Source organism: Enterobacter sp. LU1, from assembly GCF_008271405.2.
Lineage (GTDB): Bacteria > Pseudomonadota > Gammaproteobacteria > Enterobacterales > Enterobacteriaceae > Enterobacter > Enterobacter hormaechei_C.
The window spans coordinates 2,581,303-2,605,249 of record NZ_CP043438.2 but is presented as its reverse complement, the minus strand read 5'-3'; the positions used below and the strand labels follow the sequence as shown (position 1 = coordinate 2,605,249).

The 23,947-nt window shown below is 57.6% G+C and carries 22 protein-coding genes; all 22 read left to right on the top strand.

Annotated features, from left to right (window positions below; translation table 11 throughout):
* Nucleotides 1-2: 2 nt before the first annotated feature.
* The 22 genes from tssM to FZF21_RS12410 all read left to right on the top strand — a co-directional run bounded on the left by tssM (nt 3) and on the right by FZF21_RS12410 (nt 23,889).
* Nucleotides 3-3,623, top strand: a complete 3,621-nt coding sequence (tssM, locus tag FZF21_RS12515; RefSeq protein ID WP_047727188.1) for a type VI secretion system membrane subunit TssM — start codon at nt 3-5, stop codon at nt 3,621-3,623.
* A 16-nt stretch (nt 3,624-3,639) separates the two neighbouring features.
* A complete protein-coding gene (gene tagF / locus FZF21_RS12510) occupies nt 3,640-4,356 on the top strand; it encodes a type VI secretion system-associated protein TagF (protein WP_015570330.1) in 717 nt (238 codons plus the stop codon).
* 11 nt (nt 4,357-4,367) lie between these two features.
* Complete coding sequence (gene tssA, locus FZF21_RS12505) at nt 4,368-5,384, top strand: type VI secretion system protein TssA (RefSeq protein ID WP_015570331.1); 1,017 nt, start codon at nt 4,368-4,370, stop codon at nt 5,382-5,384.
* 75 nt (nt 5,385-5,459) lie between these two features.
* Nucleotides 5,460-5,984, top strand: a complete 525-nt coding sequence (tssB, locus tag FZF21_RS12500) for a type VI secretion system contractile sheath small subunit (protein ID WP_008502644.1) — start codon at nt 5,460-5,462, stop codon at nt 5,982-5,984.
* A 3-nt stretch (nt 5,985-5,987) separates the two neighbouring features.
* On the top strand, nt 5,988-7,487 hold the full coding sequence (gene tssC, locus FZF21_RS12495; protein WP_006810956.1) for a type VI secretion system contractile sheath large subunit: 1,500 nt from the start codon (nt 5,988-5,990) through the stop codon (nt 7,485-7,487).
* A gap of 65 nt (nt 7,488-7,552) precedes the next feature.
* Nucleotides 7,553-8,059: a type VI secretion system amidase effector protein Tae4 gene (locus FZF21_RS12490; RefSeq protein WP_017384301.1), complete on the top strand. Its 507-nt coding sequence runs from the start codon at nt 7,553-7,555 to the stop codon at nt 8,057-8,059.
* Entirely contained in the window at nt 8,056-8,481 is a 426-nt protein-coding gene (locus tag FZF21_RS12485; RefSeq protein ID WP_047063187.1) for a T6SS amidase immunity protein Tai4 family protein, read from the top strand. The genes FZF21_RS12490 and FZF21_RS12485 overlap by 4 nt, the downstream gene beginning before the upstream one ends.
* Before the next feature lie 180 nt (nt 8,482-8,661).
* Nucleotides 8,662-9,144, top strand: coding sequence for a type VI secretion system tube protein Hcp (locus FZF21_RS12480; protein WP_014884229.1), 483 nt, complete (start codon nt 8,662-8,664; stop codon nt 9,142-9,144).
* A gap of 58 nt (nt 9,145-9,202) precedes the next feature.
* Nucleotides 9,203-9,685: a type VI secretion system amidase effector protein Tae4 gene (locus FZF21_RS12475; RefSeq protein WP_017384299.1), complete on the top strand. Its 483-nt coding sequence runs from the start codon at nt 9,203-9,205 to the stop codon at nt 9,683-9,685.
* Nucleotides 9,682-10,035: a T6SS amidase immunity protein Tai4 family protein gene (locus FZF21_RS12470; RefSeq protein ID WP_017384298.1), complete on the top strand. Its 354-nt coding sequence runs from the start codon at nt 9,682-9,684 to the stop codon at nt 10,033-10,035. The genes FZF21_RS12475 and FZF21_RS12470 overlap by 4 nt, the downstream gene beginning before the upstream one ends.
* 110 nt (nt 10,036-10,145) lie before the next feature.
* Nucleotides 10,146-10,562 (top strand): hypothetical protein, encoded by a 417-nt coding sequence (locus FZF21_RS12465; RefSeq protein WP_165743553.1) that lies wholly within the window; start codon nt 10,146-10,148, stop codon nt 10,560-10,562.
* Nucleotides 10,563-10,652: 90 nt separating this feature from the next.
* Nucleotides 10,653-12,428, top strand: coding sequence for a type VI secretion system-associated FHA domain protein TagH (tagH, locus tag FZF21_RS12460; RefSeq protein WP_017384296.1), 1,776 nt, complete (start codon nt 10,653-10,655; stop codon nt 12,426-12,428).
* A complete protein-coding gene (locus FZF21_RS12455; protein WP_003859969.1) occupies nt 12,425-13,222 on the top strand; it encodes a protein phosphatase 2C domain-containing protein in 798 nt (265 codons plus the stop codon). The genes tagH and FZF21_RS12455 overlap by 4 nt, the downstream gene beginning before the upstream one ends.
* Nucleotides 13,223-13,238: 16 nt before the next feature.
* Nucleotides 13,239-14,225 carry a hypothetical protein gene (locus FZF21_RS12450; protein ID WP_063945915.1) on the top strand — a complete coding sequence of 329 codons (987 nt, stop codon included), beginning with the start codon at nt 13,239-13,241 and terminating at the stop codon, nt 14,223-14,225.
* A gap of 9 nt (nt 14,226-14,234) precedes the next feature.
* Nucleotides 14,235-15,047, top strand: coding sequence for a type VI secretion system accessory protein TagJ (locus FZF21_RS12445; protein WP_017384294.1), 813 nt, complete (start codon nt 14,235-14,237; stop codon nt 15,045-15,047).
* The gene (tssE, locus tag FZF21_RS12440; protein ID WP_015570336.1) at nt 15,040-15,603 is read left to right on the top strand and encodes a type VI secretion system baseplate subunit TssE; all 564 of its coding nucleotides are present in this window, start codon (nt 15,040-15,042) and stop codon (nt 15,601-15,603) included. The genes FZF21_RS12445 and tssE overlap by 8 nt, the downstream gene beginning before the upstream one ends.
* A gap of 2 nt (nt 15,604-15,605) precedes the next feature.
* Nucleotides 15,606-17,477, top strand: coding sequence for a type VI secretion system baseplate subunit TssF (tssF, locus tag FZF21_RS12435; protein WP_040117760.1), 1,872 nt, complete (start codon nt 15,606-15,608; stop codon nt 17,475-17,477).
* A complete protein-coding gene (gene tssG / locus FZF21_RS12430; RefSeq protein WP_047738718.1) occupies nt 17,474-18,517 on the top strand; it encodes a type VI secretion system baseplate subunit TssG in 1,044 nt (347 codons plus the stop codon). The genes tssF and tssG overlap by 4 nt, the downstream gene beginning before the upstream one ends.
* A gap of 38 nt (nt 18,518-18,555) precedes the next feature.
* On the top strand, nt 18,556-21,171 hold the full coding sequence (gene tssH, locus FZF21_RS12425; RefSeq protein WP_032648551.1) for a type VI secretion system ATPase TssH: 2,616 nt from the start codon (nt 18,556-18,558) through the stop codon (nt 21,169-21,171).
* Between the two features lie 24 nt (nt 21,172-21,195).
* Nucleotides 21,196-22,629 carry a serine/threonine-protein kinase gene (locus FZF21_RS12420; protein ID WP_149121304.1) on the top strand — a complete coding sequence of 478 codons (1,434 nt, stop codon included), beginning with the start codon at nt 21,196-21,198 and terminating at the stop codon, nt 22,627-22,629.
* Nucleotides 22,630-22,649: 20 nt separating this feature from the next.
* Entirely contained in the window at nt 22,650-23,453 is an 804-nt protein-coding gene (locus tag FZF21_RS12415; RefSeq protein WP_045324994.1) for a hypothetical protein, read from the top strand.
* Nucleotides 23,437-23,889: a hypothetical protein gene (locus FZF21_RS12410; RefSeq protein WP_063945912.1), complete on the top strand. Its 453-nt coding sequence runs from the start codon at nt 23,437-23,439 to the stop codon at nt 23,887-23,889. Before FZF21_RS12415 ends, FZF21_RS12410 begins: the two co-directional genes overlap by 17 nt.
* Nucleotides 23,890-23,947 lie beyond the last annotated feature (58 nt).

Below are 23,947 nucleotides of genomic sequence, written 5' to 3'. Positions count from 1 at the left end.
GGATGCTGACAACTCTACTTTCTATACTGACCAATCGCATTCTGTGGAGCTTCCTGGGCGTAACGGCGCTCGCGGCGGTCATCTGGATGATTGGCCCGCTGTTGTCCATCGTGGATACCCGGCCCCTTGAATCAGAGCAGAACCGCGTCATCAGCATTGCGGTGGTCTACCTGATTTGGGCCCAGAGCCACATTCTGCCGCGGCTGTATAACGCCTGGCTGAACCGTAAGCTGATGGACAAGCTCAACGAAAATACCACCAGCCCGGAGGCGGCCGATCCGCAGAAACGTCTGAACAGCGAGGAGCAGATCCTTGCCGGGCGTTTCGATGAAGCCGCCCAGATGCTGAAAAAAGCCCACTTCAGCAAAGCGGGACATGGCGCGCAGTGGACGCAGCGCTTCAGCACACAGTACCTCTATCAGCTGCCGTGGTACGTCATTATTGGCGCGCCGGGTTCAGGTAAAACCACCGCGCTGGCCAACTCCGGGCTGCAATTCCCGCTGGCGGATCGCTTCGGTAAAACCGCGCTGCGCGGCATTGGCGGCACGCGCAACTGTGACTGGTGGTTTACCAACGAGGCGGTTCTGCTGGATACCGCGGGGCGCTACACCACTCAGGAGAGCGAGCAGGTTCAGGACGCCGGGGAGTGGCTGGAATTTATCAACCTGCTGCGTAAATACCGCCGTCGCCAGCCCATTAACGGCGTGATTATCACCATCAGCATTTCCGACCTGCTTTCGCAGTCCGCTGAGGCCTCGCGCCAGCAGGCGGTCAACCTGCGCCAGCGTCTCTCCGAGCTGCATGAACAGCTGGGTATTCGCTTCCCGGTGTATGTGATGGTGACCAAAGCGGACCTGCTTAAAGGCTTCCGCGCCTGGTTTGCGGATTACGACAAAGCCCAGCGCGACCAGATCTGGGGCTTTACGCTGCCGTGGGAGCAGACCAAACACGCTGATTACGACCTGATGGGCAACTTCCAGCAGGAATTTTCCCTGCTGCAACAGCGTCTGGATGCTGGCCTTCCGGAAACCATGCTCAAAGAGCATGACGCCAAAACCCGTGCGGAAGCCTATCTCTTCCCGCAGGAGTTCGCCGCGCTGCGTCCGCTGCTGGCAGACTACCTGAGCACGGTCTTTGCCCGTTCAAACTTCGAAACCGAATTTTCGCCGCGCGGCATCTACTTTGCCAGTGGCACTCAGGAAGGGATGCCGTTTGACCGCGTGATGGGCGAGCTGAATCGCGCGCTCTCCTTACCTGAAGGGGGGGAAAGCACGCGCTGGGATTCGGTGAGCAAAGAGGCGCCGATCCCAGGCGCGAAGGGCCAAAGCTTCTTCATTAAAAACCTGCTGCAAAACGTGATTTTCCAGGAAGCGGGCATCGCCGGGGAAAACCGCTGGTGGGAACTGCGCAACCGCGCCGTGATGTGGTCCGGCTACGCGGCGCTGCTGGCCCTGCTGGTGATCCTGGGTGGCCTGTGGCTGACCAGCTACGCCAAAAATAAAGCCTATCTGGAAGAAGTGGACGCAAAAGTGCCGATGCTGGAGCAGCAGAGCAAGGCGCTGCAAAACCAGCCCCAGCGCGATCTGTTTGCGCTTCTGCCGCTGCTTAACAGCCTGGTGGATCTGCCGAAAAGCAATGCCTTCGACGTTAACGACCCGCCGGTTTCCCGCCGCATGGGGCTTTATCGCGGGGATGACGTCAGCGATGCCTCGCAGTCTCTGTATCAGAAGGCGCTGGATCAGATGCTGCTGCCCGCCGTGGCGATGCACATTACCACCTGGCTGCGCAACGACAACGGCAGCGACGTGGAGTACAGCTATGAGGCGCTGAAAGCCTATCAGATGCTCTACCAGCCGAAGCACTATGACGGCAAATTCCTGCACTCGTGGGTGATGCTCAACCTGCAACGCAACCTGCCACAGAACGTGACGCAGGCGCAGCTTCAGGAGCTGGAATGGCACCTGACCCAGCTGCTGGAGCCAAAAATTCAGGCTTCACCGTATGCGCAGGATGAGGATCTGGTGGCACGTGAAAGGGCGCTTATCAACCAGCAGCCGCTCTCAACTCGCGTATATGGCCGCCTGAAACGTCTGCTGGAGCATGATGAGAACCTGAAGCCGGTTTCGCTTTCAGATCTCGGCGGCCCGCAGAGCGAGCTGGTGTTTTCCCGTAAAAGCGGCAAGCCGGTGAGTGAAGGCGTACCGGGCCTCTATACGCCGGACGGCTACTGGAAGAGCTTCAACGACCAGATCGACAGCGTGACCACCGCCCTGCACGAGGACGACGCCTGGGTACTGGGAGCGACCACCGCCCAGGAAGATAAACAGCAGATCGACAACGCCGTGCGCCAGCTCTACATGCGCGACTTTATCGTCAACTGGGATCGCTTTCTCGCTGACATTCAGCTCAACAACAGCGCCGATCTTTCCCAGCGTATTAACACCGCGCGCCTGCTTTCAGGCACCAACTCGCCGCTGCGCCGTCTGGTGCTTAACCTGAGCAAGGTGCTGACCCTGTCGCGCACTGCGCCTGCGCCGGAAGATGCGCAGAAAGCGGAAGACCAAAGCAACCGCGCCACCCGCACGCTGGAAGCGCTGTTCAGCAACGGTGACAATGCCCCGACGCAGGGCGCGGTCGTGACGCAGGCGCCTGAGCAACTGGTGACCGACCACTATGCGCCGATGATTGAGCTGGCGCAGCCGCTGGAGAAGGGTGGCAAGACCATCGTCTTTGACGATTTTCTTAAGCAGGTTGACGAGCTTTATCGCTACCTGACCGCCGTTCAGGATGCGGCAAACAGCGGTATGCCCGCGCCGGGCGGCGATGCAATCAGCCGCCTGCAAGCCAGCGCGGGCCGTCTGCCGGGCGGGCTGCAAACCATGTTCAGCAATATGGCCGTCGGCGCCAGCAGCGATACCCAGCGTCGCGATCTGGAGAACGTGCGTAAGCGCATTAACGTGGAAGTGGGTGGGTTCTGCCGTCAGGCGATTGCCGGGCGTTATCCACTGGTGCGCAGCGCCAGCACCGAGGTGACGCCGGACGATCTCGCCCGCATGTTCGCGCCGGGCACCGGACTGATGGACACCTTTTTCCGCGACAACCTGACCAACAAGGTGGACACCACCCAGGCGAACTGGCGCTTTATGCCGGGCATCGACGGTAAAACGCTGCCGGGCAGCGAAGGGCTGTTGCGTCCGTTCCAGCAGGCGCAGTCTGTCCGCGATGCCTTCTTTGCCAACGGCGCGACCACGCCATCCTTTAAGGTCACGGTGCGCACCGTGCGGATGGACAACACCATTCTGAACCTGACGCTGGACGTGGACGGCCAGCTGCTGCGCTACAGCCACGGTCCGCAGGCGGTGCAGATCATGACCTGGCCGGGGCCGGGCGGGACGAACCAGGTGCGTATGCAGCTCGGTCTGGCCAATGGCAGCACCGCAACGCTGGTAACTAACGGTTCCTGGGCGCTCAACCGCTTTTTCGACAAGGCGCGCACCAGCCCTGGCGCGGGTAGCCTGAGCCGTCAGGCCACCTTCAACGTCGACGGACATCAGGTTACGCTGGAGTTTGCCCCGAACAGCATCCGCAACCCGTTCCAGCTTCCCCGTTTCTCATGCCCATAACCGCAAGGACAGCCGTATGACGAATACCCCTGCGATGAACCGTTATAGCTGGTATGGCAAATTACCCAGCGCCGGAGATTTTTTGCAGCGTCGCTTTCCGGATACCCTGCAACGCCAGTGGTCGCACTGGTTCCAGGTCGGCCTGCTGGCCTGGCAACAGGAAGAGCAGCGCAGCGGCGAGCGCCCGTTTTCTAAAGCCCCGGTGTGGAACTTTGTCGTCCCGCCGATGCTCGGTAGCCAGATGATTCAGATGGGCTGCCTGCTGCCGGGCCGTGACAGCGTAGGCCGCCACTATCCGGTATGCCTGCAACTGAGCTTCACCCCCGCCGAGTGGTCATCCCGCCTGCTCGGGCAGGCTGAAAGCTGGTACCAGCAGCTTGGCCGTCTGGGGCTGCACGCGGTGCGTAACAGCTATTCTGCCTCCCAGCTGGATGAAATGCTGATGACCATCCCGGCGCCCCAGCCGGTTGAGCCGCAAAAGCGTTCCGACATTCTCGACGTGATTGGCTATGACGACGATGGTCAGAGCACGCTGGGCTGGCCGCAGGCGGCGGAGTGTTTTGATCCGCTGCGCCAGACCAGCTACTGGTGGACAAACCGCTGCGACGGCTATCCGCTGTACACCCACGTCCACAGCGGAAACTTCACCGGGCAGCTCTTTACGCTGCTGTTCGATCCGGCAGGCGGCGCCCGTCCGGGCCGCCACGGTCTTTACCCGCCTATGTTTGAATAAGCAGGGATCTTATGAATATCGATGAATTTCTCGCGCCGATAAGCCCCGATAACCCCTGCGGTGAAAACCTGGAGTACGACGCTGATTTCCAGGCCATGGGTCAGGCCAGTCAGGGTAAAGCCGAGCAGCAGTTTGGCGACACCATCATTCCGGCAGAGCCTGCCGACTGGAACACGGTGGAAAAACTCGCCACCAGCCTGCTGGGTCGCACCAAAGATCTTCGCGTCATGCTGGCGTTAACCCATGCCTGGACGCGTCGTCGCGGGCTGGCAGGTTACGCCGACGGGCTACTGCTGGTGCAGGAAGCCCTGTCCCGTTACTGGGAGCAACTTTACCCGCTGCTGGAAGAGTATGGCGAAACCGATCCGTTCTACCGCATCAACGCCCTCGCCGGGCTGAGTGATAAATCTGACCTGACGGTCGCGGTGCGTAACGCCTCACTGCTCCGCTCAAACGGCGATGAGATTTCGCTCCGTGACGCCCAGGCGCTGCTTGACGGCAGTAAAACCGAGTGTCCGGATTATCCGGGCGGTCGTCCACGACTGATCGATGAGCTGGCCCGGGGCGATCAGCCCGGCACCGAAGCGGTAATCGTGATCAACGAACGCCTGCTGGCCATCCGCGAACTGCTTACCGGCTATCTCGGGGAAAGTGGCGTCCCGGAGATGGAACAGCTGTTGAAAACCGTCGGACTGGTTTCCAGCGCCTGTCAGGTGACCGATATCAGCAAGCTGCTGCCGAACCGTGACGCGCAGGCTGAACAGCACGCCGAGCCGCAGCCGGTGGCCGCGTCGCCCGTTCAGCAGGTGACGGACTGGCGCAGCGTGCAGGTGACCAGCCGCGCCGACGCCCAGCTGATGCTGGAAAAAGCGAAACAGTATTTTGCGCAGTACGAACCCAGCCATCCCGCACCGCTGATGATTGAACGGGTGCAGCGGCTGTCTGAACTCAACTTTATGGACATTATTCGCGACCTGGCGCCAGACGGCGTTAACCAACTGGAAAACATCTTTGGACGCCGCGAATGACGCGTCCTGGCATTATGACGACAGGCATGGAGTCTGCCGTTTCACCTTCACCGCGCATCTTTGATGGAGAACATCATGGCAATGAGTAACAGTGGACAGAAATTCATCGCACGCAACCGTGCTCCCCGCGTGCAGATCGAGTACGACGTAGAGATCTACGGCGCAGAACGCAAAATTCAGCTGCCGTTTGTGATGGGCGTTATGGCCGATCTGGTTGGCAAGCCGGTGGAAAATCTGCCAGCCGTCGACGAGCGTAAGTTCCTGGAAATCGACATCGACAACTTCGACGAACGCATGAAGGCGCTGAAGCCGCGCGTGGCGTTCCAGGTGGATAACACCCTGACCGGCGAAGGTAAGCTCAACGTCGATCTGACCTTCGACAGCATGGATGACTTCCTGCCGGACGCGGTGGCCCGCAAAGTAGAGCCGCTGAACAAGCTGCTGGAAGCCCGTACCCAGCTCTCCAACCTGCTGACCTACATGGACGGTAAAAACGGTGCGGAAGAGCTGATCGCGAAAATTCTCCAGGATCCGACGCTGCTCAAATCCCTGAGCCAGTTGCCAAAAAATGACGAAAGTGCGAAAGGTAGCGAGGAATAATCGATGAGCAACCAGACTCAACAACACGATCAGCAGGCGGGCCAGGCGTTCAGCCAGGACGAGTTCAGCGCGCTGCTGAATAAAGAGTTCCGCCCGAAAACCGATCAGGCGCGCTCTGCCGTAGAAAGCGCGGTTAAAACCCTGGCGCAGCAGGCGCTGGAAAACACCGTAACCTTCTCAAACGATACCTACCGCACCATTCAGAACCTGATTGCCGGTATTGACGAGCAGCTTTCACAGCAGGTGAACCAGATTATTCACCACGAGGAGTTCCAGAAGCTGGAGAGCGCCTGGCGCGGGCTGAGCTACCTGGTGAATAATACCGAAACCGACGAGATGCTGAAGATCCGTTTTATGAGCATCTCCAAGCAGGAGCTGGGCCGCACCCTGAAGCGCTACAAGGGCGTGGGCTGGGACCAGAGCCCGATCTTCAAGAAAATCTACGAGCAGGAGTACGGCCAGTTCGGTGGCGAGCCGTTTGGCTGCATTGTGGGCGACTACTACTTCGACCACAGCCCGCAGGACGTTGAGCTGCTGGGCGAGATGGCGCGCATCGGCTCTGCGGCCCACTGTCCGTTCATCACCGGCACCGCGCCGGGCGTGATGCAGATGGAGTCCTGGCAGGAGCTGGCTAACCCGCGCGACCTGACCAAAATCTTCCAGAACACCGAATACGCTGCCTGGCGTTCACTGCGTGAATCCGAAGATGCCCGCTATCTGGGCCTGGTGATGCCGCGCTTCCTGTCGCGTCTGCCGTACGGCATTCGCACCAACCCGGTCGACAGCTTTGATTTTGAAGAGCAGACCGACGGCGCGAACCACAACAGCTACTCGTGGGCAAACGCTGCCTATGCGATGGCGGCCAACATCAACCGCTCCTTTAAAGAGTACGGCTGGTGCACCTCGATTCGCGGCGTGGAATCCGGCGGGGCGGTGGAAAACCTGCCGTGCCACACCTTCCCGAGCGATGACGGCGGCGTGGACATGAAGTGCCCGACCGAGATCGCCATCAGCGACCGTCGTGAAGCGGAACTGGCGAAAAACGGCTTTATGCCGCTGGTTCACCGCAAAAACTCCGACTTCGCCGCCTTCATCGGCGCGCAGTCCCTGCAAAAACCGGCCGAGTACCACGACCCGGATGCCACCGCTAACGCGCGCCTGGCCTCCCGTCTGCCGTACCTGTTCGCCTGCTGCCGTTTTGCTCACTACCTGAAGTGCATCGTGCGCGACAAAATCGGCTCCTTCCGCGAGCGCGAAGAGATGGAACGCTGGCTGAACGACTGGGTGATGAACTACGTGGACGGCGACCCGGCGAACTCCTCCCAGGAGACCAAGTCCCGTAAACCGCTGGCGGCGGCGGAAGTGCAGGTGCAGGAAATCGAAGACAACCCGGGCTACTACGCCGCGAAGTTCTTCCTGCGTCCACACTACCAGCTGGAAGGTCTGACCGTTTCCCTGCGTCTGGTATCTAAACTGCCGTCGCTGAAGACGAAGGACGCGTAATGATAATTGCCGCCGGGGGGCCATGCCCGGCGTTAGCTTTATAGTATGGAAATTTGAGAGGAAATATGACCGCGAGACCTTCGTTTGTTGCTGCCTGGGCGGCGGCAACACGTATTTACGATGCAAATGATTCTATCGGCAAAGTTAAGCAAGTTATCGGCGGCAAAGTTAAGCACAACTTCGAAATAGCGCCAGATGAGGGCGGGTGGTCAAATAGTTGTGCCGTACGGATGAGTTATGTTCTTAACTATACCGGGCATCCCGTTCCGCGTATTGCAAATCTCACGGTATCCGGTGCTGATAATAAATGGTACTTCTACCGCGTAAAGGATGTCATTGCCTGGTTGACGCGTCAGTGGGGTAAACCTGACATGATCGTGAGTTATCCTTCCTTACCCGTTGAGCAATTAGCCAACAAAAAGGGCGTTATTCTGTTTGAGGTACAGGGCTGGAGTGACGCCGCAGGTCATGCAACATTCTGGAATGGTTTAACCTGTTCGGATCACTGTTATTTCAATGCGCCGGAGACGAATTACACGACGACCAAAGCTAATTTTTGGGAGTTGCCATGAAAAAAATGATTGCTAGTCTACTGTTGCTCACCAGTTCCGCCTCTGTGTATGCAACTGAGGATCCGGTGTCGTTTGTCAAAAAAATGTCTTATAAGCAAGTTGTTAAAGACGTTGTTTTTTCTCGCTGCCTGGCACAAGTTGCAGATGATAAAAGCCAGTTTTCTCTGGATGCAGCCCGTAGCAGTAGCGCATTACTGGAATGGGTGCCTTTCGATATTGAAAATGGCAATGACAAAATTAATGCTCTTATTAATAAATATAAAGGCGCAACCAATGCCTTTCATTCTGAGAGAAAACCTGATGTAAAAGGCGTAACATTAAACTGCCTGCGTCTTTATCATAGTGACGAACTTAATCAACTTGTTCCTCAATTAATCATCGGAAATCCTGACCGCACCTGGATTCAGGATAATCCACAATAGTAAAAGACTTCACATTCTTTCCTTTCATTCAGGGGGAATGTAAGACTGTCAAATGACACGGGTCGTTTGATATGAGGCAGAGGTAAAATATGGACGGTTTTATTCAGCCCCATGCTTTCCTGTTTGCCATATAAGGGCTTTTTCGAAAGCAATATTGTTCATCCACGAAGAGTAGATATTATGGCTATTGATATGTTTCTGAAGGTCGAGGGTGTTACGGGCGAATCTAAAGATTCTAACCACACCGGCTGGACTGATATTACCTCCTTCTCCTGGGGCGCGTCCCAGCCAGGTAATATGAGCGTTGGCGGTGGCGGCGGTGCCGGTAAAGTTAACTTTAACGACCTGCACGTTAACGCTCTGATCGACAAATCCACTACAGCAATCCTGAAACACTGCGCAAGCGGTAAACACCTGACCAAAGTTGAACTGTCCGTCTGCAAAGCGGGTGGTCAGCAGGTTGAATACACCCGCATTACCCTGGAAGACGTTCTCGTGACTTCCGTTCAGTACACCGGCGCAGACAACGGCGATACCGTTGGCGTGACCTATGCATTCCAGGCTGCGAAAGTGAAACAGCAGTACTGGGAGCAGACCACTGCCGGTGGTAAAGGTGCTGAAAGCAGCGCTGGCTGGAACATCAAAGAAAATAAAGAAGCGTAACAGGAGTGGGCCCGAAAGGGCTCACTTTAGCCTGTACTTTCTAAAAGGGAAAATACTGATGCGTCCTGCTTTTGGTGCCGCCTGGAACAGATTCAGAGAAGTTAATGTCAATGTCGAAACGGTGGGCAAATTATTGGGTGGAAAAGTCCAGCACAATATTGAAGCCGGAATTTTTAAAAATGCCTGCCCCATTCGTATGAGCTACGTTTTAAACTATTGTGGCATTCCGATACCTTCTAATAGTAAATATGCAACAGTGACCGGGAATGACAAGAAGCGGTACATGTTCCGTGTCAAAGATATGATTGCATTCCTACCCACAGTTCTGGGCAGTGCAGATATGTCAGTCTCTTCACCAACTCCAGCACAATTTGCAGGCAAGCAGGGCATCATCATATTTACCGGACATGGCTGGTATGATGCAACCGGACATGTAACACTGTGGAATGGAAATATTTGCTCTGATGATTGTCATTTTCTTGGCTCTCCTGGCAATGGTTCATTTATTCCTACAAACGCAACATTGTGGAGCCTGAAATGAAACGTTTGTTGCTGCTTGTATTGGTTTTAAATGCCTCAGTCGCTTACTCCCAAACACTGCCTGATGTTAGTGCTTTTACTCAGCAACAAATCTTTGAAAACTGGGTGCAAAATCGATGCATCGGCAAGATTGCAGATAGTAAAATCCTGAAGGATGATGCAGAGGCCAGTGCCGCTGCATGGCTCGAAGCAAGCGATCTACCTCCAGAGAATTTTGAAAAAGCTGACAAGGTGATTGTTTCCTTACTTAAAGAGCAGGTAGGCGGTACCGAACCGGGTAATTATCAGATATTAAAGTGCAGCTTAATTGCCAATAGCGACGCAATTCGTCTGCTCAATGTCCAAAAATAGCGTTTCACCGATATTGCCAGGAGATTTGACCGTACCATCTGGCGTCTTCAAGTCACAATCTGCGATGGAGCTCAAGATGAGTGCAACTTCGCCAGCCTTGGTAGTATATTATGGTGTATATGGACTGTTTACTGTTCTTTCTTATTGTGGCCTTGTTCCTGATGGTTGTAATCATGGATCTCATCAGTTCCCGTTATTTTAAAAAACACGAGGCCGAATATAATCAGCTTCTTTCAGAATATCGGCAAAAAGGCTACGATCTCGATCTGGTGACAAATTACGCATCATTTTTTGGTTCGCTGGCGAACTATCAAAAAATAATCTGGTTTGTTCGTCTTCGCAAAGGCGTGAAGATGAAATTTACCAAAGACAGAAATGTTCAGGACGATGCCTATAAATTCGTTCAGGCTTTACCGGAAGAGAGAATCGGCTGGATATTAAAACTGCATCGACGCTATAAAGCTCAGGCCTTACTTTTTACGCTATGGCTGCTTATCGGCATTATTTTCCTGAATGTAGTCAAATAGCTTTAATCAGCCCTTAACCCCCAAACCCCGCCGTTCTCATCCCCGAGAGCGGCAGCGTTTGAGCGCTAATCATACCAGCAGGAATACGCCATGCGATTCACGATTATTTCTACGAAACCCGGTCATCAGCCGCCGCAAAGCAGCTGTGATTTTTATGCCCCGGGCGGCACCATTGGGCGCGGTACGGATAACAATCTGGTGCTGCCGGACAATGACCGCACCATCTCGCGTTTGCAGGCCATCGTTCACGTCGACGCCAGTGGCGAATGCCGCGTCACGAACCGCGGCAGCGTTACCCGCGTGGTACTGAATGATATCCCGCTGGAGCGTGGGCGTCAGGTTGAGCTTCAGGATGGGGATATTCTCGGTATTGATGATTATCGCATTGAAGTCAGCGAACTCATTCATGACACCCAGCCCGTAAGCCGCATGGCGGCCAGCATGCAGCAGGCGCGCCCAGTGGCGACACCTGCACCAGCGCCGCAACCGAAACCGGCCAGCGCCGCGCCTCGTGGAAAAGCTGAACCTACGGCCGTGCCGTCGGAAATCTGGGACAGCCTGATGCAGGAGTTTTCCATCTCCGACAGCATCTCCAGCAACCGGGCAAAACCACAGCCCGCCGCATCCCACGATCCGTTCTCTCAGCCTGCGGCCCCGGAGCGGAATGCCGAAGATCCGCTGGCAATGTTTAACGACGCCGAACCGTCGCTTGAACGTAAAAACGTTGACCCGGACACGCTGTTTAGCGATGAAGCGTTGTTTAAAAAAGAGAGCATCTTTGACGATGTCACCCCTTCAACGCTGGTACAGCCGGACGAAAGCAAACCTGCCCAGCCAAAGGAAGAGGCGTCGGACGAACTCGATCCGTTAGCCCTGTTTGGCGGGTCGGCGAGCGCACCTGCCGCGCGTCACGATGACCCTCTCGGCCTGATGGGCGGCGCGCCGTTAACCCATCCGGATGAAATCGTGGCCGATAAGCCGGAGCCAAAGCCTGAAGCGCAAGCCGCACAGGAAGAGGATGCGCTGGCCAGCTCACCGCTGTTCGATCCGGAACCGACTGAACCACAGGACGCGCCGCGCGCGGAAGAAGAGCCCGCGCGTCCCGATTACGCTGGCTTCACCATGCCAACACCGCAGGCCGTGGCGCGCAGCAACGCGCAGGCGCCTAAAGGCCGCCTGCGTATCGACCCGGTTAAAAACGCTGCATCGCCTGCTGCCTCCGCGCAGACCGGCGAGCGGGGCGAGGTGCTTCAGGGCGAACTGCTGGAGGCGCTGCTGGAGGGCATGGGCCTGAGCGAAATGCAGCCGGTACCGCAATTCGACCGGGAAAATATGCGTCAGCTGGGGCAGATCCTGGGCATGTTCTCGCAGGGGACCGTGGCGCTGCTCTCCTCGCGCTCCATCCTCAAGCGTGGGGTGAAAGCCGATATGACCATGGTGCTCGACGATGCGAACAACCCGTTCAAACTGTTGCCGACCGGGAAAACGGTGCTTATCCAGATGTTCGGCACGCCGATGCCGGGCTTTATGCCGCCGACCAAATCGGTGCGTGATGCGCTGATCGATCTCCAGGCACACCAGCTAGGGATGATCTCTGGTATCCGCGCCATTATCGCCGCCATGCTGCAATCCTTTAACCCGGAACAGCTGGAAGAGCAGGCGAAGCAGAACGGGATGACGTCACGCCTGGCGCTGCCGGGCAGCCGTAAAGCCGCGCTGTGGGATTATTTCGTTCGCAGCTATGGCGAGACGGCGGGCGAGATCGAGGACGACTTCCATACCCTGTTTGGCGAAGCCTTCCTCCATGCCTATGACATGGAGGTCAATCAGTACAAAGACTCACAAAGCGGATCGGAAGAAAAATGAATATCGCAACGGCTTCTCTCTCCCGCCAGGGGACGCGCGCCAGCAACCAGGATCAGACGGGAGAAACCATCGGGGAACGTTCAGCCTGCTTTGTCGTCTGTGACGGCATCGCGGGCCTGCCGGGCGGCGAGGTGGCCGCTGAGCTGGCCCGCAACAGCATTATTTCCCGCTTTGACGGCGACAAGCACCTGAATGCGCAGCATATTCGTGACTACGTCCAAACGGCGAACCGCACCATCCTCAGCGAACAACAGGCCGTGCAGGACTATCGCCGGATGGGCACCACGCTGGTCAGCCTGTTTATCGACAGGGATTACCGTCTGGCTTACTGGGCGCACGCCGGAGACAGCCGCCTGTACCTGTTTCGCCGCGGCTGGCTGTGGCATGTCACCACCGATCACAGCCTCGTCCAGCAGATGAAAGATGCCGGGCATCAGACCGACGATCTCAACAGCAACCTGCTGTATCTGGCGCTGGGTATTGAGAATGGCGGACCGGAAGCGAGCTACAGCGATGTCGTGCAGGTTGAGGACGGTGATGCCTTCCTGCTCTGCACCGACGGTTTTTGGCACGGCGTCAGCGAAGAGCAGATGAAGCAGTCGCTGCATATGGTCAATACGCCACAGGAGTGGCTGACCTTAATGAACCAAATCATTCAAAAGAATGCCGAACAGGAGGGCAATGCTCAGGATAACTATACCGCCGTGGCGGTGTGGATGGGCAACCCTCAGGACACCACTTTGCTGCATACGCTCTCTGACGCAGCACAATTTCTTCCCTGCGGAACTGATTAGACACACAAGGATTGATATGAAACTTTGGCTATCGGGTTTGGCTCTTCTGACGGTGGCGACCACCGCACAGGCTGAAAACTTCCGCATCGTGCAGTCTCCTGCGCAGAAGCTGGATATCTGGATCGACAACATTAAAGACAATACGCCGCAAAGCTGGTGTAAGGCGGACGTGGCGCTGCGTATCGTGGCGAACGGCAAGAAAGAGGTTTCGGTGCTGGAAAACTTCGTGCCGCGCCTTGGCTCGCTGCTGGAGCACCAGTGCAGCAAGCTGAATACCCTGAATTGGACGCTTAACGATCCGGAAGGCACGACGCTTGCCCGGGGCACAGCGGCTAAAGCGCAGGACTGGGCGCTGGTGGTGAAGCAGCAGGAAACGGCGGCGGCAACGACCCCCACCTCAGGCGCGCTGCTGCCACCTGACCAGAATCCGGAGACGCACACCGTGGCGGCAGATCGTACGCCATGGCAGGAGTTCACCCTTCAGGACGGTTGCCATCTGCGCACCTTCTGGGAGGGCGGTTCCTCCGCGCCAGCGCTGTTTATTCCGGATTCCGACACCACCCGCTGCGGCAACGGCAGCTGGCTCAGCGGCCATACCGTGGTGACGCAGAACCGTAACGGGACGCAGAAAGCGATTCCGGTCACCTACATTCACGGCTTCCCGGTGATGGGGCTGAACAACGCGGTCGATCCTGAAAAGGCGCTGATCACCTCCGTCAACAAAGAGCGCATGGTCTTCAGCACCCCGAACAGCGACCAGAGCTGGATGATCCTGCCGTACGACAGCACTCTGAACGGCTGGAAGAGCAACGGCACGGTGGCGGTGGAAATCACCCGTGAGATCGCCAGCGACGACGCCAGACTCCAGGCGCGTATCGCAGAGGTGAAGAAGATCTGGAGCGCATGGGTTGCACCGGGCGCGGAGCTGAACGTTGTTCTGATTGACACGCTGCGTCCGCAGTTGCGCGATCCGGCAGTGGGCGCCTGGCGCGCGGCGAATTAAGGAGGGGCTATGAATACGCTTTATCAACGTCTGGCGGGTGAGTCGATTAGCGACGCGCTGCTTCGCCTGGAAGCCGATATCAAAGCCCGTCCGGCGGATGCCGATCTGCGCGCCGCGTTTGTGCAGTTCCTGATCCTCAGCGGCAACTGGGCGCGCGCCCTGACCCAGCTGAAAAGCTGGCTGGCGCTGAAGCCGCAGGCAAAACCGACCGTAACGCTGCTGGAGCAAGCCATTCAGGGTGAACAGCAGCGGGCGCGCGTGTTCGCGGGAGAGGTACGACCGGCAATGCCCGAGGCGCAGTGGCCGTGGCTGACTACGTTAGCCCAGGCGCTGACCGAAAGCGCCGGGCAAGCGCAAACGCTGCGCCTGGCAGCACTCGAACAGGCCCCGGCAAGCCGCGGGCAGGTCACGCTGGAGAATGAAGAGAGCCACACCTTTGAATGGCTGATGGACGGCGATGCCCGTCTGGGGCCGGTGTGTGAAACCCTGGTCAATGGCCGTTACTTCTGGGTGCCGTTCTGTGCCATCGACGCGATCCGTTTTCAGGCTCCGGCCAGCGTGACCGATCTGGTGTGGCGTCATGCGCTGGTCCGCCTCACGGACGGCACCGAGCAGGTGTGTCAGATCCCGGCGCGTTATCCGTTTGCTGACGGGGCGCCAGACAGCGTTAAGCTGGGGCGCACCACCGAATGGCTCCCGCTGGACGATGACGGCGCCCTGTATGAAGGCATGGGACAGAAAGCCTGGCTGAGCGAGCAAAGCGAAAGCCCGCTGCTTACCCTGAGCCTGGTGACATTTACCTCGGATGGTGCGGATGAGTAATCCCGCTGGCGAAGGCGATCTGCTGCGCAGCGGCTGGCAGGCCCGCAGCAGGCAGGAGAAAGTGGGGGCGCGCGACAAAATGCAGCCCTCACTGCTGGATCGCCTGACGGATAACGATCCGGAAAAAAAACGCGAGTCCGCCAACAGCAATCTGATTACCCACGCCGCGCTGCGTCGTAACGTCCTGCGGGATTTACAGTGGTTGTTTAACACCATTAACCACGATGCCTCCAGCGATCTGAGCGGGCTGACGCAGGTGAGCCGTTCCGTCGTGAATTTTGGCGTGGCGCCGCTGGCGGGGAAAAGAATGTCCGATATTGAATGGCACGACATTCAGCGCAAGCTCACCGAAGCGATTATTAACTTTGAACCGCGGATCCTGCCGCAGGGGCTTCAGGTTCGCTGCGTGTCCGATACCTCCTCGTTAGATCTGCACAACGTTCTGTCTATCGAAATCAAAGGTCGCCTGTGGTGCGTGCCGTATCCGCTGGAATTTCTCTTTCGCACCGACGTCGATCTTGAGAACGGCCATTTTGAACTGAAGGATGCGGGGTAATTATGGAAAGCAAACTGCTCGAATATTACAACCGTGAACTGGCCTATCTGCGCGAGATGGGCGCAGAGTTCGCCGAGCGCTACCCGAAAGTGGCGGGGCGGCTCGGCATGCGCGGCATCGAAGTGGCGGACCCGTACATTGAGCGCCTGATGGAAGGTTTCGCCTTCCTGACCTCCCGCGTGCAGATGAAAATGGACGCCGAATTCCCGCGCTTTTCACAGCGTATGCTGGAGATGATTGCGCCAAATTATCTGGCGCCTACGCCGTCGATGGCGATCGCTGAAATTCAGCCCGACAGCAGCCGGGGCGACCTGAGCAAAGGCTTTATTGTGCCGCGCGGCACCATGATGGACAGCCTGGCGCTGAAAAAAACCGGGGTTACGTGCAGCTATACCACGGCGCATGAGGTCAACCTGCTGCCGTTAAAAATTGAGCGGATCGAGCTGGGCGGCGTTCCCGCCGATCTGCCGCTGGCCCAGCTCGGCCTGAGCCAGCGGGGGATCAGCAGCGCCTTACGGATCCGCATTGCCTGCGATGGCCCGCAGCATCTCGGGCACCTGGACTTTGACCGCCTGGAGTTCTTCTTAAGCGGCCCGGACATCGAGGCGCTGAAGCTGCTGGAGCTGGTGATGGAGCACCACGCGGGTATTGTCTGCCAGACGGTCAGCAAGCAGCCCCAGCGCCAGCTGCTGTCGTCTGACGCCCTGCGTCAGGAAGGCTTTGATGCGGACCAGGCGCTGCTCCCGGACGATCTGCGCAACTTCGACGGCTATCGCCTGTTGCAGGAGTACTTTGCGTTCCCGGCGCGTTTTCGTTTCATCAGCCTGAGCGGGCTGGGCAAGCTGATCCAGCGCTGCGAAGACGAAAAAGCGTTTGATATCTTCATTCTGCTCGACAAGAGCGACGATCAGCTGGAGCGCGTGGTGGATGCCAGCCACCTGGCGCTGCACTGCACGCCGGTGATCAACCTGTTCCCGAAAGTGGCGGCCCGGCAGAAGCTGAGCGAAAGCCAGCATGAATACCATCTGGTGGTGGATAACATCCGCCCGCTGGATTATGAAATTTATGCCGTGAAAAAAATCTATGCCAGCGCCGATGGTCAGCGGGACGACCAGACGTTTCGTCCGTTCTGGAGTACCTGGAGTGGCGACGCGGGCAACTACGGCGCCTATTTTTCCCTGCGCCGTGAGCAGCGCGTTCTCTCGGAACACGCGCTGCGCTATGGCACCCGCACGGGCTATATCGGCTCGGAGGTCTTTGTCTCGCTGGTGGATGCGCAGCACGCGCCGTGGCAGGAGAATTTGCGCTACATTTCCGCCGAGGTGCTGTGCACCAGCCGTGACCTGCCGCTGATGCTCCAGCAGGAGCTTGGGCAGTTTATTATGGCCGACTCCATGCCGGTGAAGGCGTTGACCCTGCGTAAAGGCCCGACGCCGCCGCGTCCGGCGCTGGCGGAAGGGTTCAGCACCTGGCGGCTCATTAGCCAGCTGCAAATGAACTACCTCAGCCTGATGGACAGCGAAAACGAAGAGGGCGCTGCCGCGCTGCGTCAGCTGTTAGGGCTGTACGCCAACCTGGCCGAGACGCCGGTTGCCCGTCAGGTGGATGGCGTTCGCCACTGCGTGCTGGAGCCGGTGCACCGCCGCGTGCCGGAACCCGGCCCGGTGGTGTTCGCCCGCGGGATCGGCATCACCCTGACGGTGGACGAACGCGCCTTTTCCGGCGCCAGCCCGTGGCTTTTCGGCAGCGTGCTGGAACGCCTTTTTGCCCGCCTGGTCTCCATCAACAGCTTTACGGAGTTCACGCTCAAGAGCCAGCAGCGGGGCGAAATCGGCTACTGGGCGCCGCGCATGGGAAAAAGGGCGCTGGTATGAGTGAAGTTGCCCCTGTAACGCTGCGCGTGCATCGCCTGACGCCGCTGCCCGATGCGTTCTGGCGCGGGGTGCGCGAGACGCCGTGGCGCTACGATCTGTTCCAGCTGTTAAGACGCATTGATGCCCAGGGCGGTGAGCGTTACCCGCTGGGGCGCGCGCCGCTGCCTAAATTTGAGCCGCTGCGTATTGGTCAGCAGCCTTCAATGGGCTTTGCGCCGTCAACGGTTGCTGAGGTCCGGCAGCGGGAAGAGAACGGGCTGCATGAGGTTTCCATCCTGAGCTTCGGCCTGTTTGGTCCTAACGGCCCGCTGCCGGTGCACATGACTGAATATGCCCGCGAGCGTATTCATCATCATCAGGATCACAGCCTCAGCGCGTTTGCCGACCTCTTTCACCACCGCCTGACGCTGCTGTTCTACCGCGCCTGGGCGGACGCGCAGCCTGCCGTTTCACTGGATCGCGACGACAACAGGCGCTTCGAAGGGTATCTGGCATCGCTGATTGGCATGGGACAGCCTGCCCAGATGTCGAAAGGCAGCCTGAGCGCGCACGCCCGCTTTACTCACGCCGGGCACCTGACCCGCCACGGGCGGGACCCTGAAGGGCTGGAGAAGATCCTGCGCAACTATTTCAACGTGCCGGTCAGGCTGGTGGCCAACGTCCCGCAGTGGATGCCGCTCTCAACGCGGGAGCAGGCACAGCTGGGCGAGGGGCGGCGTATGCCGCGCATGGGAGAGTCCGCTTTTCTCGGCATTGCGGTACGCGACGTGCAGCATAAATTTCGGCTTGAGATTGGCCCGTTGAGCGCAGACGACTACAACCGTTTTCTGCCGGGCGAAGGGTGGGTGACCGAGCTGCGCGACTGGGTGCGACAGTACGCCGGGGTGGAATTTGAATGGGAAACACGGGTGATCCTGCGCGCCGATGCGGTGCAGGGCGCCACGCTCGGTAGCGCCGGGCGATTAGGGTACAACACCTGGCTCGGCCTTCAGTCTCAGCCTGTTCCGCGTGGCGATCTGGTGTATCGCGCAGAGCGATAATCCTTCCGTATACCGAATCATTGTTAATGGAAACTAACATGTCAGAAATTAGCCGTGCCGTGCTTTTCGGCAAACTGGATACGCTGTTATTTACCTCTCTGGAAAGCGCGACTGCCTTCTGTAAGCTGCGCGGCAACCCGTACGTTGAGCTGGTGCACTGGCTGCATCAGCTGATGCAGCAGCAGGATGGCGATCTGCAACAGGTCATTCGTCACTTCGCCCTTGATGAACAGCAGCTGACGCGCGATATCGTGGCGGCGCTGGATGCCCTGCCGCGTGGCGCGAGTTCCGTGTCTGATCTTTCCGAGCATATCGACAGCGCCGTCGAGCGCGCCTGGGTCTACGGCTCGCTGAAGTTTGGCGTCAGCCGCATCCGCGGCGGCCATTTGCTGATCGGCATACTGAAAACGTGGAATCTGGCTAACGTGCTGAAAAGCATTTCGGCGCAGTTCACCCGTCTTAACGTCGAGGTGCTGATCGAGCAGTTCGACGCCATTTGCGCCAGCAGCAAAGAGAGCCAGCAGGCCGCCGCCGCTGCGGACGCGCCTGCCGGGGCCGTACCGGCTGCGCAGGGCACGCTGGCGCAGTATGGTCAGGATCTGACGGCGCGCGCCCGGGAAGGAAAAATCGACCCGGTGGTGGGGCGCGATGAAGAGATCCGCCAGATGGTCGATATTCTGATGCGTCGTCGCCAGAACAACCCCCTGCTGACCGGGGAAGCCGGCGTCGGGAAAACGGCGGTGGTGGAAGGGCTTGCGCTGCGTATCGCTGACGGCGACGTGCCGGAGCCGCTGCAAAACGTTCAGCTGTGGCTGCTGGATATCGGCATGCTTCAGGCCGGAGCGGGCATGAAAGGGGAATTTGAGGCGCGCCTCCAGGCGCTGATTAACGAGGTGCAGTCCAGCGCCACGCCAATTATTCTGTTTATCGATGAGATCCACACTCTGATTGGCGCAGGCGGTCAACAGGGCACCGGCGATGCCGCTAACCTGCTCAAACCTGCCCTGGCGCGCGGGCAACTGCGCACCATCGGCGCGACCACCTGGGCGGAATACAAAAAATACATTGAGAAAGATCCGGCGCTGACCCGCCGTTTCCAGACCGTACAGGTTCACGAGCCGGACGAAGCCAAAGCCGTGCTGATGCTGCGCAGCACCGTGTCGCCGCTGGAAACTCATCATCAGGTTTTACTTCTCGACGAAGCGGTCAGCGCGGCGGTGAAACTGTCGCATCGCTATATTCCTGCGCGTCAGCTGCCGGATAAAGCGGTGGCGCTGCTGGACACCGCCTGCGCGCGCGTGGCCGTCAGCCAGAGTGCGCCGCCTGCCCAGCTGGAAGACTGTCTGCGTCACCTGGCGGCCCTGGACGTGGAGCTGGAGATTGCTGAACGCGAAGCGCGCGTGGGGGCGGGCGATCCGGCGCGTGTGGCGGCCTTAACCGCCGAACGTGACGCGTTCGAAACCCAGCGCGAAGCTCTGGCCCGTCGCTGGGAAGAAGAGCGCACGCGGGTGCAGGAGATTATCCGTCTGCGTGCCGCGCTGTTTGCGGCGGGTGATGAGGATACGGCTGAACTGCGCGGCCAGCTGGCAGAACAGCAGCAGGCGCTGAAGACCTTACAGGGTGACGAACCGCTGCTGTTTGCCGCGGTGGATGAGAACGTGGTGGCTGCGGTGGTCTCAGACTGGACCGGGATCCCGCTGGGCCGGATGGTGAAAAATGAGATCGACGCGGTGCTGAATCTGGCCGACACGCTGAACCAGCGGGTTATTGGTCAGCGTCACGGTCTGGATCTGATTGCCCGTCGGGTAAAAACCTCGCGGGCGAAGCTTGACGATCCGAACAAACCGGTCGGCGTATTCATGCTCTGCGGGCCATCCGGCGTGGGTAAAACCGAAACCGCGCTGGCGCTGGCGGAGTCGCTTTACGGCGGCGAGCAGAACGTTATTACCATCAACATGAGTGAATTCCAGGAAGCGCACACCGTTTCGACGTTAAAAGGTGCGCCTCCGGGCTATGTGGGCTATGGTGAAGGCGGCGTCTTAACCGAGGCCGTGCGCCGCCGTCCCTACAGCGTGGTGCTGCTGGATGAAATTGAAAAAGCGCACCCGGACGTGCACGAGATCTTCTTCCAGGTCTTCGACAAGGGCTGGATGGAGGACGGCGAAGGGCGTCACATTGATTTCCGTAACACCATTATTATTCTGACCTCTAACGTCGGCACCGACCTGATCGCAGCCATGTGCGCCGACCCGGAACTGATGCCGGAGCCTGACGCGTTAAGCGGCGCCCTGCGCCAGCCGCTGCTGGAGGTGTTCCCGCCTGCGCTGCTGGGCCGCCTGCTGGTGGTGCCGTATTACCCGCTGAGCGACGAGATGCTGGGGCAGATTGTGCGTCTTCAGCTCAGGCGCATTCAGCGTCGTCTGGAAGAGAATCACAACATTATTTCTGAATTTGACGACAGCGTGGTCGAACAGATTGTTCAGCGCTGTACCGAGGTTGAGTCGGGCGGGCGTATGGTGGATGCGATTCTGACCAATACGTTGCTGCCTCAGATGAGCCAGATTTTACTTACCGCCAGCCGCAGCGACGAGCAGTACCGACGTCTGCATGTCACCTGCGAGCAGGGCGAGTTCCACTGTCAGTTTGCCGCGTAATAATCATCAAGAGAACTGTAAAAGATGACGGATAATGATAACAATCGGACTGTCCCAAACGCGCTCCCGGTCGGGTACCGTTTCAATGAGTTTGAGATAAAAGAGGTGATTGGCGGCGGCGGATTCGGCATCGTCTATCGCGCCTGGGATCACCAGCTCGAACGCACTATCGCTATCAAAGAATTTATGCCTTCCTCCCTCGCCGTGCGCGGCGAGGATATGACGCTGGTGCTGCGCAGCGAGCGCTTCGGCAAAGCGTTTTCTGCCGGTCTGAACAGCTTCATCCAGGAAGCCCGCCTGCTGGCGCGCTTTAACCACCCGAACCTGCTGCACGTACTGCGTTTCTGGGTGCAAAACGACACGGCCTATATGGGGACGCTGTTTTACAGCGGTACCACGCTGTCGCGTCTGCGCGAAGAGAAACCGGAGCTGATTAACGAGGCGTGGATCCGCCGCATGCTGCCAATGCTCTTCGGCGCCATCAAAACGATCCACGACGAGGGTTATCTACACCGCGACATCTCGCTGGATAACATTCAGATTCAGGATAACGGCCTGCCGGTGCTGCTCGATTTCGGATCGGCGCGCCGCACCATCGGTAATCTCTCGGATGAGACGGAAACCATGCTGCGTCCGGGCTTCGCGCCTATCGAGCAGTATACCGACGACAATGAAAGCGAGCAGGGGCCGTGGACGGATATCTACGCGCTCGGCGCCGTATTGCGCACCCTCATCGTGGGCTCTCCGCCACCGGTCAGCGTGGTGCGCTCGATTCAGGACACCTGCAAACCGCTGGTGGAGCTGATGCCGCAGGGCTATTCCATCCCGCTGCTACAGGCCATCGACAAGGCGCTGGCGCTGCATATGGAAGACCGTCCGCAATCCATTGAGGAGTTCGCGGCGCTGATCGAGATGCCCGTCGCCGGTATCGACGAGGTGCTTACCGCGAAGAAGACCGGCACGATGCTGGTGCCGGTGGAAGAGGAGACATCTGCTTCCGCGCTGGACTGGCGACGTTACAAGCTTCCGGGGCTGGTGGCCGCGGGCGTGCTGGTTGGGGTGGTTGCCGGTGCGATGCTGTTCGGCGGCGGCAGCCAGGAAACGCCAGAGCAGACGGCGCAAACCCCTGCCGTGAGCCCTCCGGCTGAGACCTCCGCCCAGGCGGAGACCAGACCGGCAACGGCAGACGTGAGCGAGCCGGTAGCGTCACCTTCTACGACGCAGCAGAGTGCGCCGCCTGTCGACGCCAGCCCGGTCGCGCTGGTCTACATCCGCATGCTTGATGGCGAGACGCTGAAGGTGAACGGCGAGTCTAAAGCGCTGCGTCCGGGCAATAACGGTTACGCATCGCTGAAATTGCCTGCGGGCGAGACCCGCATTGAACTGGAAGGCAATGGAAGAACGCGTACCCAGACGCTGGATATTGTGAAGCCAGGCACCTGGCTGGTGAATCCGTAGGAGTTTAAACTGGAGATACTATGGAAGTGTACGATCTTCGAAGCCAAAGGCTTCGTCCAAAGGAATTCGAAAAGATTGTCTCTCCTGTCTATGCACGGAGCGACGTAGGGCGTGAGTTTGTTGTGGTGCGAGGCGTTTCAAATCCATTTCACAGCATTGATGGTTTAACGTTACGACATCGTTTCGAATTTAATCCTAATGCCGTTTTTGATCCCCTCTATGCGCAAAATCTTAATAAAATAGAGCGGTTAATTGACTCAGGGGAGGTGGTCTTAATAGATCACCGTCAACGGACAAAAGCCCTATATCCCTTTTTCATCTCTGAGTCAGGGGAGTTGTTTTGTGTTGATGAGACGATCTACAACTCAGCTTTTGTGAATTACGTCCTCGAACGTTACCGAAATAATGTCGCTCTATTTGGAAAACCAGCCCCAACGCGTGATTCATTCGTTCCCTCTACCAATAATTACGGACCGGGTTACTGGAAAACTGTTGAAGATGATTATCATGGCACAAAAAATGTTGTGATTATGGCGATTAATCGACTGACGAGCATGGGGGATGAGGGACGAGTATTTGGGTCGGACGGTAAAGATTACATGAATACGTCGCGCGATAAAATTCAGCGCTGGACAGCGCTACCCGGAGATCTGGACGGTGAATCGCGCGTGTTTATATCTGCGAAATCGGTCATCAGACGATACGGAGAACAACGATCCATTTATCAGAAATACCTTGAGAGCGATGATGCCTGGGCAGTAAGTGGTAAATCATGGCAATGGATACCTGGAGTCAGAGAAGAGGATTATGAATTTAAAAAGTAAATTATGGTATTTCTGGGGAAGCATGGATGTACTGGCTCTTTTGCTTTATTCTGTAAACTCACTTCGCCAGGACAGGATCCCCTTCATTTCAGATTTAATCGCGTTCACAGGAACCTCAGATGTAATTTCAGGAGGCGGTTACTACTTTATCGTAACACTCTTTTTTATATTTGATTTGCTCTTATTACTTTCACTTTTTATTTCAGCTTGGTTGTTTTTTAAGAAAAAAAACGTTGCGATTAAATTTGCCCTTATTCAGGAAGTTTTCCGTCTAATTTCTTTCAGATGTTCGGTTTCTTTTTTCCCACTTCTGGTAAGTATGTTTGGTATTTCAAGTGTCTGGGTAAATTTAGGATTGTTCGTTATCTCGGAACTGCTAAAAGTATATTCTCTTGTTTACTTAATGGGCAAAAGAAAAAGAACTCATTCACTTTAATATATAAATGACGCTGATGCGTAGATGCGAACCTCTTTTCTGAATCGCATAAGCTAGA

Excerpts from the sequence above, each read along its gene's own strand:
- tssB (WP_008502644.1), top strand. The coding sequence starts at position 5,460 with ATGGCAATGAGTAACAGTGGACAGAAATTCATCGCACGCAACCGTGCT.
- FZF21_RS12410 (WP_063945912.1), top strand. The coding sequence starts at position 23,437 with ATGAATTTAAAAAGTAAATTATGGTATTTCTGGGGAAGCATGGATGTA.
- FZF21_RS12480 (WP_014884229.1), top strand. The coding sequence starts at position 8,662 with ATGGCTATTGATATGTTTCTGAAGGTCGAGGGTGTTACGGGCGAATCT.
- tssG (WP_047738718.1), top strand. The coding sequence starts at position 17,474 with ATGAGTGAAGTTGCCCCTGTAACGCTGCGCGTGCATCGCCTGACGCCG.
- FZF21_RS12420 (WP_149121304.1), top strand. The coding sequence starts at position 21,196 with ATGACGGATAATGATAACAATCGGACTGTCCCAAACGCGCTCCCGGTC.
- tssC (WP_006810956.1), top strand. The coding sequence starts at position 5,988 with ATGAGCAACCAGACTCAACAACACGATCAGCAGGCGGGCCAGGCGTTC.
- tagH (WP_017384296.1), top strand. The coding sequence starts at position 10,653 with ATGCGATTCACGATTATTTCTACGAAACCCGGTCATCAGCCGCCGCAA.
- FZF21_RS12475 (WP_017384299.1), top strand. The coding sequence starts at position 9,203 with ATGCGTCCTGCTTTTGGTGCCGCCTGGAACAGATTCAGAGAAGTTAAT.
- FZF21_RS12445 (WP_017384294.1), top strand. The coding sequence starts at position 14,235 with ATGAATACGCTTTATCAACGTCTGGCGGGTGAGTCGATTAGCGACGCG.
- tssH (WP_032648551.1), top strand. The coding sequence starts at position 18,556 with ATGTCAGAAATTAGCCGTGCCGTGCTTTTCGGCAAACTGGATACGCTG.
- tssF (WP_040117760.1), top strand. The coding sequence starts at position 15,606 with ATGGAAAGCAAACTGCTCGAATATTACAACCGTGAACTGGCCTATCTG.
- tssA (WP_015570331.1), top strand. The coding sequence starts at position 4,368 with ATGAATATCGATGAATTTCTCGCGCCGATAAGCCCCGATAACCCCTGC.
- FZF21_RS12485 (WP_047063187.1), top strand. The coding sequence starts at position 8,056 with ATGAAAAAAATGATTGCTAGTCTACTGTTGCTCACCAGTTCCGCCTCT.
- tagF (WP_015570330.1), top strand. The coding sequence starts at position 3,640 with ATGACGAATACCCCTGCGATGAACCGTTATAGCTGGTATGGCAAATTA.
- FZF21_RS12490 (WP_017384301.1), top strand. The coding sequence starts at position 7,553 with ATGACCGCGAGACCTTCGTTTGTTGCTGCCTGGGCGGCGGCAACACGT.
- tssE (WP_015570336.1), top strand. The coding sequence starts at position 15,040 with ATGAGTAATCCCGCTGGCGAAGGCGATCTGCTGCGCAGCGGCTGGCAG.
- FZF21_RS12415 (WP_045324994.1), top strand. The coding sequence starts at position 22,650 with ATGGAAGTGTACGATCTTCGAAGCCAAAGGCTTCGTCCAAAGGAATTC.
- FZF21_RS12470 (WP_017384298.1), top strand. The coding sequence starts at position 9,682 with ATGAAACGTTTGTTGCTGCTTGTATTGGTTTTAAATGCCTCAGTCGCT.
- FZF21_RS12455 (WP_003859969.1), top strand. The coding sequence starts at position 12,425 with ATGAATATCGCAACGGCTTCTCTCTCCCGCCAGGGGACGCGCGCCAGC.
- tssM (WP_047727188.1), top strand. The coding sequence starts at position 3 with ATGCTGACAACTCTACTTTCTATACTGACCAATCGCATTCTGTGGAGC.
- FZF21_RS12450 (WP_063945915.1), top strand. The coding sequence starts at position 13,239 with ATGAAACTTTGGCTATCGGGTTTGGCTCTTCTGACGGTGGCGACCACC.
- FZF21_RS12465 (WP_165743553.1), top strand. The coding sequence starts at position 10,146 with ATGGTGTATATGGACTGTTTACTGTTCTTTCTTATTGTGGCCTTGTTC.